The 11,054-nt window shown below is 53.2% G+C and carries 10 protein-coding genes; 9 read left to right on the top strand and 1 reads right to left on the bottom strand.

The features are described from left to right. Positions 1-103 precede the first annotated feature (103 nt). Entirely contained in the window at positions 104-586 is a 483-nt protein-coding gene (locus tag DDT52_RS07765; protein ID WP_136155826.1) for a zinc ribbon-containing protein, read from the bottom strand. Between the two features lie 308 nt (positions 587-894). Between DDT52_RS07765 and leuS the strand changes: the two genes are divergently transcribed. From leuS to rlpA, 9 genes are all read left to right on the top strand, one after another. Beyond that, the gene (gene leuS, locus DDT52_RS07760) at positions 895-3,477 is read left to right on the top strand and encodes a leucine--tRNA ligase (RefSeq protein ID WP_136155825.1); all 2,583 of its coding nucleotides are present in this window, start codon (positions 895-897) and stop codon (positions 3,475-3,477) included. A gap of 14 nt (positions 3,478-3,491) precedes the next feature. Next, the gene (gene lptE / locus DDT52_RS07755) at positions 3,492-4,046 is read left to right on the top strand and encodes an LPS assembly lipoprotein LptE (RefSeq protein ID WP_136155824.1); all 555 of its coding nucleotides are present in this window, start codon (positions 3,492-3,494) and stop codon (positions 4,044-4,046) included. After that, positions 4,043-5,080, top strand: coding sequence for a DNA polymerase III subunit delta (holA, locus tag DDT52_RS07750; protein WP_136155823.1), 1,038 nt, complete (start codon positions 4,043-4,045; stop codon positions 5,078-5,080). The genes lptE and holA overlap by 4 nt, the downstream gene beginning before the upstream one ends. Positions 5,081-5,202: 122 nt before the next feature. After that, positions 5,203-5,859, top strand: a complete 657-nt coding sequence (gene nadD, locus DDT52_RS07745; protein WP_136155845.1) for a nicotinate-nucleotide adenylyltransferase — start codon at positions 5,203-5,205, stop codon at positions 5,857-5,859. Positions 5,860-6,065: 206 nt separating this feature from the next. Continuing rightward, positions 6,066-6,383, top strand: a complete 318-nt coding sequence (gene rsfS, locus DDT52_RS07740) for a ribosome silencing factor (protein WP_136155822.1) — start codon at positions 6,066-6,068, stop codon at positions 6,381-6,383. A gap of 1 nt (position 6,384) precedes the next feature. Continuing rightward, positions 6,385-6,855 carry a 23S rRNA (pseudouridine(1915)-N(3))-methyltransferase RlmH gene (rlmH, locus tag DDT52_RS07735; RefSeq protein ID WP_109053033.1) on the top strand — a complete coding sequence of 157 codons (471 nt, stop codon included), beginning with the start codon at positions 6,385-6,387 and terminating at the stop codon, positions 6,853-6,855. A gap of 35 nt (positions 6,856-6,890) precedes the next feature. After that, positions 6,891-8,795, top strand: coding sequence for a peptidoglycan DD-transpeptidase MrdA (gene mrdA, locus DDT52_RS07730; RefSeq protein ID WP_136155821.1), 1,905 nt, complete (start codon positions 6,891-6,893; stop codon positions 8,793-8,795). Positions 8,796-8,804: 9 nt separating this feature from the next. Then, positions 8,805-9,917 carry a peptidoglycan glycosyltransferase MrdB gene (gene mrdB, locus DDT52_RS07725; protein WP_136155820.1) on the top strand — a complete coding sequence of 371 codons (1,113 nt, stop codon included), beginning with the start codon at positions 8,805-8,807 and terminating at the stop codon, positions 9,915-9,917. A 14-nt stretch (positions 9,918-9,931) separates the two neighbouring features. Continuing rightward, complete coding sequence (gene rlpA, locus DDT52_RS07720) at positions 9,932-10,999, top strand: endolytic peptidoglycan transglycosylase RlpA (protein ID WP_136155819.1); 1,068 nt, start codon at positions 9,932-9,934, stop codon at positions 10,997-10,999. Positions 11,000-11,054: the final 55 nt, after the last annotated feature.

Below are 11,054 nucleotides of genomic sequence, written 5' to 3'. Positions count from 1 at the left end.
ATCAAAGTCCTGGCCGGCAGGCCAGGACTTTGTCATCAATCTGCAGAAAGCGTGCCTTACGGCGCGCTTTCTTATTTTTAGGTTTTCACGATCGATCGGATTGTTATGGCTGAAATGGCTGTCGATGAAACAGATCGTGTGAGCATTTTGGACAGAGAGGCAGAATCTCCGGCGTATAAAACGCAATATGGTGATGGCATTTCTCGCAAACCAGATTCCCCAGCCCCACGACTTCACCGCTGTGGTAAACACCGTGATTGTTCACATCCTTGAAGATCTGACGCCACTCCAACTGGGTTTTATCCGTAATGTCCACCAACTCTTGCCACAGGCTCTCTTTAATGACCCGCATAAACACGCTGTCGGCAAACTCATCCTGACTTTCACTGTAGCTGAGCGCAAACTCCCCCAAATCCCGTTGAACCGCCTGAATAACCTGTTCGATTTCTTTTTGCGTCAGTTCAGAACTTTCCTGCAACGTCTTGCGGGCACTTTGCACCAATTCATCAATATCCCGTTCCCCATTATTCAGCCGTGCTGTCACTGAAGCCATTAACTCGCGATAATAGCGGGCTACTTTGTTCATGCTTCCTCCTGAATCGTCTGATTGAAACGCGATAAATTATGGATTCTCAACGTCTGAGTCACGCCACTTCAAGCCAATCTCCCCTATCTCCCTCTATTTTAGACTATTTTTTCTTCAACACGGGTGACGGGGCGCATATTTGCTCAATTTCTCCGCACTTTCAGCAGAAAGCATAGAAATCTTCCCCAGGCGAATACAGGGTGTTGTTGCCCCTGTCGCTTATCAGCTATGCTATGCGGATCTGTTGTTATGAATCAGAGTACGCTACTGGCGTAGCTATTCTTCACTAAATAGGACCCCTGGCAGCCATGCAAGAGCAATACCGCCCAGAAGAGATAGAAGCGCACGTCCAGCTTCACTGGCAAGAGACGCAGACATTCAAAGTGACCGAAGAACCTGGCAAGGAAAAATACTACTGCCTTTCCATGCTGCCCTACCCTTCTGGCCGTCTACACATGGGACACGTTCGTAACTATACGATTGGCGATGTGATTTCTCGTTATCAGCGCATGCTGGGTAAAAACGTCCTGCAACCGATTGGCTGGGATGCCTTTGGTCTGCCGGCTGAAGGCGCCGCCGTTAAAAACAACACCGCGCCAGCACCGTGGACTTACGCCAATATTGAATACATGAAAAACCAGCTGAAATTGCTGGGTTTCGGCTACGACTGGGATCGTGAAGTCGCTACCTGTAAGCCTGATTATTACCGTTGGGAACAGTGGTTCTTCACCAAACTGTACGAAAAAGGTCTGGTTTATAAAAAGACCTCCGCCGTGAACTGGTGCCCGAACGATCAGACGGTTCTGGCGAATGAACAGGTGATTGACGGTTGCTGCTGGCGTTGCGACACCAAAGTCGAACGCAAAGAAATCCCACAATGGTTCATCAAAATTACCGACTATGCCGATCAATTGCTGAACGATCTGGATACGCTGGAAAGCTGGCCTGAACAAGTCAAAACCATGCAGCGCAACTGGATTGGCCGTTCTGAAGGCGTGGAAATCACCTTTGACGTAGCCGATAGCCAAGAGAAGCTGAGCGTCTATACGACCCGCCCCGATACCTTCATGGGCGTGACATACGTTGCCGTTGCCGCCGGCCACCCTCTGGCGCTGCAAGCTTCGGCGAACAACCCCGCGTTGGCCGACTTCATTGCCGAATGCCGTAATACCAAAGTGGCGGAAGCCGATATGGCGACGATGGAGAAAAAAGGCATGGCCACCGGCCTGTATGCCATTCATCCGCTTAACGGCGAGAAAGTCGCGATCTGGGCGGCAAATTTTGTTCTGATGGATTATGGCACCGGTGCCGTGATGGCCGTTCCCGGCCATGACCAGCGCGACTGGGAATTTGCCAATAAATATAATCTGTTGATCAAACCGGTCATTCTGAACAGTGACGGCAGCGAACCGGATCTGTCCGCTCAGGCGATGACGGAAAAAGGTCGTTTGTTTAACTCTGGTGAATTTGACGGTCTGGATTTTGAAGCGGCCTTCAACGCGATTGCCGACAAACTGGTTTCATTAGGGATTGGCGAGCGTAAAGTTAACTATCGTCTGCGTGATTGGGGCGTTTCCCGCCAGCGCTACTGGGGCGCGCCCATCCCGATGGTGACATTGGAAGATGGCACCGTTATCCCAACGCCGGAAGATCAATTACCGGTCGTGCTGCCGGAAGATGTGGTTATGGACGGTATCACCAGCCCACTGAAATCCAACCCGGAGTGGGCCAAAACCACCGTGAATGGTCAGCCGGCGCTACGTGAAACCGATACCTTCGACACCTTTATGGAGTCTTCCTGGTACTACGCGCGTTACACCTGTCCGCAGTACGATCAGGGGATGCTGGATCCGGCCGCGGCTAACTATTGGCTTCCTGTCGACCAATACGTCGGTGGTATTGAACATGCCATCATGCACCTGATGTATTTCCGTTTCTTCCACAAGTTGATGCGCGATGCGGGCCTGGTGACCTCCGACGAACCGGCTAAGCGCCTGTTGTGTCAAGGTATGGTACTGGCGGACGCCTTCTACTACGTGGGCGCTAATGGCGAACGCATCTGGGTTTCCCCTATTGATGTCACCGTTGAGCGTGATGAAAAAGGCCGTATCGTCAAGGCGACCGACAACCAAGGCCGCGAAGTGATTTACGCCGGCATGAGTAAAATGTCGAAGTCCAAAAACAACGGCATCGATCCACAGGTCATGGTTGAGAAATATGGTGCGGATACCGTTCGTCTGTTTATGATGTTTGCCTCACCGGCCGAAATGACGCTGGAATGGCAAGAGTCGGGCGTTGAAGGCGCCAACCGCTTCCTGAAGCGCGTCTGGAAACAGGCTTTCGATCATACGGAGAAAGGGGCTACCCAGCCGCTGGATGTGACTACCCTGACGGAAGATCAGAAATCACTGCGTCGCGATCTGCATAAAACCATCGCCAAAGTGACGGATGATATCGGTCGTCGCCAGACTTTCAATACTGCGATCGCCGCCATTATGGAACTGATGAACAAACTCGCCAAAGCGCCGCAGGATAGCGATCAGGATCGCGCCCTGACGCAGGAAGCCTTGCTGGCCGTTGTTCGGATGCTGTATCCGTTCACACCACATGTCTGCTTTGTACTGTGGCAGGCATTGCAGGGCGAAGGCAATATTGATACGGCGCCGTGGCCGGTGGCGGACGAACAGGCAATGGTAGAAGATTCCAAACTGGTCGTCGTTCAGGTGAACGGTAAAGTCCGTGGTAAAATCACCGTTGCGGCTGACGCCAGTGAAGATCAGGTTCGTGAACGCGCTGCTCAGGAACCACTGGTAGCGAAATACCTGGACGGCGTCACTGTACGTAAAGTGATTTATGTCCCTGGCAAACTGCTTAACCTGGTTGTGGGTTAAGGCAAGGAGGAACTGTGCGACATCGTTTATTCACGTTGTTGCTGGGGCTGGCGGTGTTAATCACCGCTGGCTGCGGTTTTCATCTGCGCGGTACGACACAAGTGCCCGCGCAGCTACAGACACTGGTGCTGGACAGTAGTGATCCCTATGGCCCGATGACCCGTTCGGTACGTGAACAGCTACGCCTTAGCGACGTAACAATCGTCGACGATGCGACGCGGCAGGATATTCCTTCCCTGCGTATCCTGAGCGCATCTGAAACAAAAGATACCGTTTCAATTTTTCAGGACGGCAAAACCGCTGAGTATCAGATGGTACTGACGCTGCGTGCCCAGGTGCTGATGCCGGGTGAAGACATTTATCCGCTCAGTGTGACGGTGTTCCGCACGTTTTTTGACAACCCGCTGACCGCGCTGGCCAAAGATGCCGAGCAGGATATTGTGCGCCAGGAAATGCGTACGCAGGCGGCTCAGCAGTTGGTGCGTAAATTACTGACCATCAACGGCAGTCAGGAAGTCAAAAACAGGCAGCAACAGGCTGCTGCTGTCACCTCCCCCGTTAGCTCATGATTCGGCTCTACCCGGAACAACTCGCCGCGCAACTCCATGAGGGGCTGCGCGCCTGTTATCTGATCTTCGGTACAGAACCGCTTCTCCTGCAAGAGAGTCTGGATAGCATCCGACGCACCGCTCAGCAACAGGAATTCAGCGAGCACTTTAGCTTTTCACTGGATATTCACACCGACTGGGACGCCATTTTCAGCACCTGTCAGGCGCTCAGCCTGTTCGCATCCCGCCAGACGCTGTTACTCATCCTGCCGGAAAATGGGCCGAATGCCGCCATGGCTGAAAACCTGGTCAAGCTGTCTGAATTATTGCACCCGGATATTCTACTGATGCTGCGCGGTCACAAGCTGACCAAAGCGCAGGAAAACAGCGCCTGGTTCAAAGCGTTATCGAAAAACAGCGTGTACGTTAACTGCCTGACTCCCGAGCAAGCGCAACTGCCCCGTTGGGTTGCCCTGCGCGCCAAATCCATGAAGCTGGAACTGGATGAACCGGCCAGTCAGCTGATTTGTTATTGCTATGAGGGAAATTTGCTTGCTTTATCGCAAGCGCTGGAGCGTCTGGCTTTACTTTATCCGGATGGCAAGCTCACGCTGCCCCGCGTGGAAGAGGCTGTCAGCGATGCCGCCCATTTTACCCCTTTTCACTGGCTGGATGCATTGCTGGCGGGCAAGGGCAAACGCGCCCTGCACATATTGCATCAGCTCCGTCAGGAAGACTGCGAGCCCGTTATTCTCTTGCGAACCCTGCAACGTGAACTGCTTCTGCTATTGACGTTGAAACGGCAGATGGCGAAAGCGCCGCTGCGCAGCTTATTTGACCAGCATAAAGTCTGGCAGAACCGCCGGGATCTCTTAACGCAGGCCCTACAGCGATTGACGTTGCAGCAGTTACAGCAGGCAATCCGTTTGCTGGCGCAACTGGAAATTACACTAAAGCAGAACTATGGTCAGTCGGTATGGACAGAGTTGGAAACGCTCGCCATGATACTATGCGGCAAAAACCTGCCGGAAAGCCTGATGTTGCCGATCGCATAATCCTGTTTACCAGAGATGCCTATACCGGAATCCCGGCGCTTCATAATAACCATCATACCAGCCAGAGGTTAGCCAGTTTGACCACGCCATCTGATTTGATAACAACGTCTGAGCCTGATGTGATGAAAAAAGCAGAGCACGCTCCGCTGACCGCATTTTTTGGTGGGACTTTCGATCCTATTCACTACGGGCACCTGACCCCCGTAACCGCGCTGGCAAGTCTTGTTGGATTAAGCCAGATCGTTTTACTCCCCAACAATGTTCCACCACATCGTCCGCAGCCCGAAGCCAGCCCGCAACAACGGCTGCGCATGGTTCAGCTGGTGGCGGAAGATAACGCGCTGTTTACCGTTGATGACCGGGAATTACAGCGTCAGAAACCGTCCTATACCATCGATACGTTAGAGGCCCTGCGCACAGAGAAAGGAATGGACACCCCGCTGGCATTTATTATCGGACAGGATTCGCTGCTGACGCTGCATCAATGGCACCGCTGGCAGGATATTCTCAGCGTCTGCCATCTGTTGGTCTGCGCGCGTCCCGGCTATCGCTCGACGCTTGCCACGCCCGAACTTCAGCAATGGCTGGAATCCCATCTCATAAAAGACCCACAGTTGCTGCACCAACAAACGCACGGACGGATCTTTCTAGCCGACACGCCATTGGTTACTATTTCAGCAACGGAAATACGGCAACGGCGTCAGGCGGGTCTCGATTGCCACGATTGGCTGCCGCCTGCCGTACTTCGTTATATCGATGAACACGGGCTATATCGGTAACCGGCGTTTTTGCACGATTCGGGTTCCATAGCCGACAGGCTTTATACCACTCGCCAGAAGTGCGTGATATACTCCGCCGCTGGTTTCAATCACAGGGAAAAACCGATAATCCTCTGCGATCAGGCAGCCAAAAACGGTCTTTCCATACTATTTCAGTGCCATAAGTCATCCATCAATATCGGATGTCGGTAACCGAGGGGGAACCTTTGCAAGGTCAAGCACTCCAAGAATTCGTAATTGACAAGATAGACGATTTAAAAGGTCAGGACATCGTGACCTTAGATGTACAGGGTAAATCCAGCATCACCGACTATATGGTCATCTGCACCGGAACATCCACCCGCCACGTCGCTTCTATTGCCGACCATGTGGTTCAGTCTTCACGGGCTGCCGGATTGATTCCATTTGGCGTGGAAGGCGAAAATGTTTCCGACTGGGTCGTTGTCGATCTGGGTGATGTTATTGTGCATGTGATGCAAGAAGAAAGCCGCCAGTTATACGAACTGGAAAAACTGTGGGGCTAGCATGAGACTGCAACTGGTTGCCGTTGGCACCAAAATGCCTGACTGGGTGCAGATCGGTTTTATGGATTACCTGCGCCGCTTCCCCAAGGATATGCCGTTCGAGCTCATCGAAATCCCTGCGGGTAAACGGGGAAAAAATGCCGATATCAAGCGCATTCTTGAGCGGGAAGGCGAGCAAATGCTGGCTGCCGTGGGTAAAGGCAATCGAATTGTCACGCTCGATATTCCCGGTACGCCATGGGAAACCCCTCAGCTGGCGCAACAGTTGGAGCGCTGGAAACAGGATGGACGCGACGTCAGCCTGCTTATCGGCGGTCCGGAAGGGCTGGCGCCTGAATGTAAAGCCGCCGCAGAGCAAAGCTGGTCGCTCTCGCCGTTAACTCTGCCTCATCCGCTGGTGCGCGTACTGGTTGCGGAAAGCTTGTACCGGGCCTGGAGTATTACCACTAATCATCCTTACCATCGGGAGTAAGGCGATACGATGAAACACGTGAAATAAATCGCTGGATGAAAATAGAACGTAAGCCCTTTCGTGATTATACGGCTGAGTCCGCCCTGTTCGTGCGTCGCGCTTTAGTGGCGTTTTTGGGCATTTTACTGCTCACCGGCGTGTTGATCGCCAATCTTTATCATCTGCAGGTTTTACGTGTCGATGACTACCGTACTCGCTCCAATGAAAACCGCATCAAGCTGGTGCCTATCGCTCCCAGTCGCGGCATTATCTACGACCGCAATGGTATTCCGCTGGCGCTGAACCGGACCATTTATCAGTTGGAACTGGTGCCGGAAAAAGTGGAAAACCTGCAGGCTACGCTGGATGCGCTAAAACCCATTATCGATTTGACTGACGACGAACTGGAAAGTTTTGAAAAAGAGCGTAAACGTTCACGCCGTTTTACCTCGATTCCGGTCAAAACCGCGTTAAGCGATTTGCAGGTCGCCCGTTTCTCCGTCAACCAATACCGTTTTCCCGGCGTTGAGGTCAAAGGCTATCAGCGTCGCTATTACCCCTATGGTTCCGCGCTCACACACGTCATCGGCTATGTTTCGAAAATCAATGACAAAGATGTCGAGCGGCTAAACAAAGAAGAAAAGCTCGCGGATTACGCCGCGACGCATGATATCGGCAAGCTGGGTATCGAACGCCATTATGAGGATTTACTGCACGGGAAGCCCGGTTACGAGGAAGTCGAGGTCAATAACCGCGGCCGCGTTATCCGGCAATTGCACGAACAGCCGCCTCAGGCGGGAAGAGATATCTACCTGACGTTGGATCTAAGCCTGCAAATATACATCGAGAAACTGCTGGAAGGCAGTCGCGCCGCCGTTATCGTCACCGATCCGCGCGATGGCGGCATCCTGGCGATGGTCTCCACGCCCAGCTATGATCCCAACCTGTTCGTCGATGGTATCTCCAGCAAAGACTATAATCAGTTACGCAACGATCCCAATCGCCCGCTCATCAATCGGGCGACACAGGGCATTTATCCTCCGGCTTCAACGGTAAAACCCTATATTGCGGTTTCCGCGTTGACAGCCGGTGTCATTACGACCAACACGACGCTGTTCGATCCCGGCTGGTGGCAGTTGCCGGGATCAGAAAAACGCTTTCGCGACTGGAAAAAATGGGGACATGGCCGCCTTAACCTGACCAAGTCACTGGAAGAATCGGCGGATACGTTTTTCTACCAGGTTGCCTATGACATGGGTATCGATCGTCTGGCCGAGTGGATGAATAAATTTGGCTACGGCGAAAAAACCGGCATCGACATTTCCGAAGAAAGCTCAGGCAACATGCCGACGCGGGAATGGAAGCTCCGGCGATTCAAAAAGCCCTGGTATCAGGGTGACACTATTCCGGTGGGAATCGGGCAAGGTTATTGGACGGCAACGCCGATACAGATGAACAAAGCGCTGACCACGCTGATCAATGATGGCCAGGTCAAAACGCCACACCTGCTCTACAGTACCCGCGAAAACGGCGTGATCGTGCCGTTCCGCCAGACAGAGCATCAACAGATTGGCGATATTCACTCTGGTTTCTGGGAAATAGCCAAAGACGGCATGTATGGTGTCGCAAACCGTCCTAACGGCACCGCCCATAAAAGTTTTGACGATGCGCCTTACAAAATTGCGGCTAAATCCGGTACCGCGCAAGTTTTCGGCCTGAAAGAGAACGAAACCTACAATGCACAAAAAATTGCGGAACATTTGCGTGACCATAAGCTGATGGTCGCCTTCGCGCCTTATAGTAACCCCAAGGTCGCGATGTCGATTATTCTGGAAAATGGCGGCGCAGGCCCCACGGTGGGTACGATCACCCGGCAGATCCTTGATCACATTCTGTTAGGTGATAACAATACTGAATTACCGAGCGCGCCTCCCGCGCCGCCGGGCAGCGAAAGCGAGTAACAGACATTCATGACCGATAGCCAACAAAAAGGCTCGATCTGGACCAAAATCCACATCGACTTCCCCTTCCTGATCTGCATCCTGGCGCTGCTGGGTTACAGCCTGTTCGTCATGTGGAGCGCCAGCGGACAGGATGTGGGGATGATGGAACGTAAGGTCGTACAAATTGTGCTGGGACTGGTTGTCATGATTATCATGGCGCAAATTCCTCCGCGGGTTTATGAAGGCTGGGCGCCTTATCTTTATGTGGTCTGCGTTATTCTGCTGATGATGGTCGACATCTTTGGGCAAATCAGTAAAGGCGCTCAACGCTGGCTGGATCTGGGGTTTATCCGTTTTCAACCATCGGAAATTGCAAAAATTGCGGTTCCATTGATGGTCGCCCGGTTTATCAACCGCGATATGTGCCCGCCTTCGCTCAAGAATACGGGTATTGCGCTGGTGCTCATTTTCACGCCGACCCTGCTGGTCGCCGCACAGCCGGATCTTGGCACCTCCATTCTGATCGCCGCGTCCGGGCTGTTTGTCCTCTTTCTGGCGGGCATGAGCTGGCGCCTGATTGGTATCGCCGTTTTGTTGCTCGCCGCATTTATTCCCATACTGTGGTTCTTTCTGATGCATGATTACCAGCAAGCTCGGGTCATGATGCTGCTCGATCCTGAGAGCGATCCACTCGGCGCGGGTTATCATATTATTCAGTCGAAGATTGCCATTGGTTCCGGCGGTTTGTCAGGCAAAGGCTGGCTACACGGCACGCAATCCCAGTTAGAGTTCTTGCCGGAACGGCATACCGACTTTATCTTTGCGGTATTGGCTGAAGAACTGGGGTTGATTGGCGTATTGGTTTTGCTCGCCATGTATCTGTTTGTCATTATGCGCGGGCTGGTTATCGCCGCTAACGCGCAGACCTCATTTGGCCGGGTCATGGTTGGCGGTCTGATGTTAATTTTGTTTGTTTACGTTTTCGTCAATATCGGGATGGTCAGTGGTATCCTGCCGGTTGTTGGCGTGCCTTTACCTCTGGTGAGTTACGGGGGATCGGCACTTATCGTCCTCATGGCGGGATTTGGTATCGTTATGTCGATACATACTCACCGCAAAATGCTATCCAAGAACTTATAAAACCGAGGTGAGCAATGCGTAAGGATTGGCTTTGGATCGGCGCCGTGATTCTGGTGCTTTCCGCCTGTACCGTCACGGAACAGCAACCCGCTCCGCCCGTGACGACGGTTTACAACGGCCCCACGGAAGAGATCGGTGGCGTTGAGCCGCGTTATGAACCTTATAATCAGGGCACGTTGCAGGACTACAGCATTAAAGGCAAGACGTATAAGATCGTCAAAGACCCGCAGAATTTCAGTGAAACCGGTCTGGCGACCTGGTATGGCGAAGAGGCCAGCGGTAATCAGACCTCCATTGGTGAAGTGTTTGATCCAAACGCGTTGACTGCCGCACACCCCACCCTGCCATTACCCAGTTACGTCCGTGTCACCAACCTGAGCAATGGCCGCCGCCTGGTGGTCAGAGTCAACGACCGCGGCCCCTATACGCCGGGCAGAATCATCGATCTTTCCAAAGCCGCAGGCGATCGGCTGAACATCTCCAACAACACCAAGGTCAAAGTCGATTTTATCAACGTTGCACCTGACGGCACGCTGTCTGGCCCGGGAACGATTGGCACCCGCGTCGCCAAACAGAGCTTTGCGCTCCCCGATCGCCCCAGCTTCAATTCCAGCGGTCTCGGCACGCCAGTGATGGAAGAAAACACGATGCCATCAACCGCAGCGACGCAACCAATCAGCAATAGCGCCCTGACAACCCCGGTAAACGATACGATGCCGCAAAGTGGCACATCCTCACATTCCGGTGGCTTCCTGGGAGCGCCTTCCGCATTACCCGCCGGCGTTATCGAAACCACGCCGCCGCCATCGACGGCCGCCGCAACCCCGGCGGCGCCATCCGGCATTCGTGGTGGTTATGTCGTCCAGGTCGGTGCACTCAGCGATCAACAGCGCGCCCAAACCTGGCTGCGCAGCCTGAGCGAACGTTTCAAGGTAACAGGGAACGTGACGTCTAACGGCGGGCTTTATCGCATTCAACTGGGGCCGTTCCAAAATCGCCAGCAAGCAACTGAACTTCAACAACGTTTATCAGTCGAAGCTCAGCAGCAATCCTTTATCACTGCCGCACCCGATACGTTTTAGCAAGGGCCTGTCACCCGATCGGTGACAGTATCCAGGAAAGGTGACCGGTTCGTCA

The organism is Brenneria roseae subsp. roseae, from assembly GCF_003115845.1.
Taxonomy (GTDB): Bacteria; Pseudomonadota; Gammaproteobacteria; order Enterobacterales; family Enterobacteriaceae; genus Brenneria; species Brenneria roseae.
This window is presented reverse-complemented; position numbering and strand designations above follow the sequence as displayed.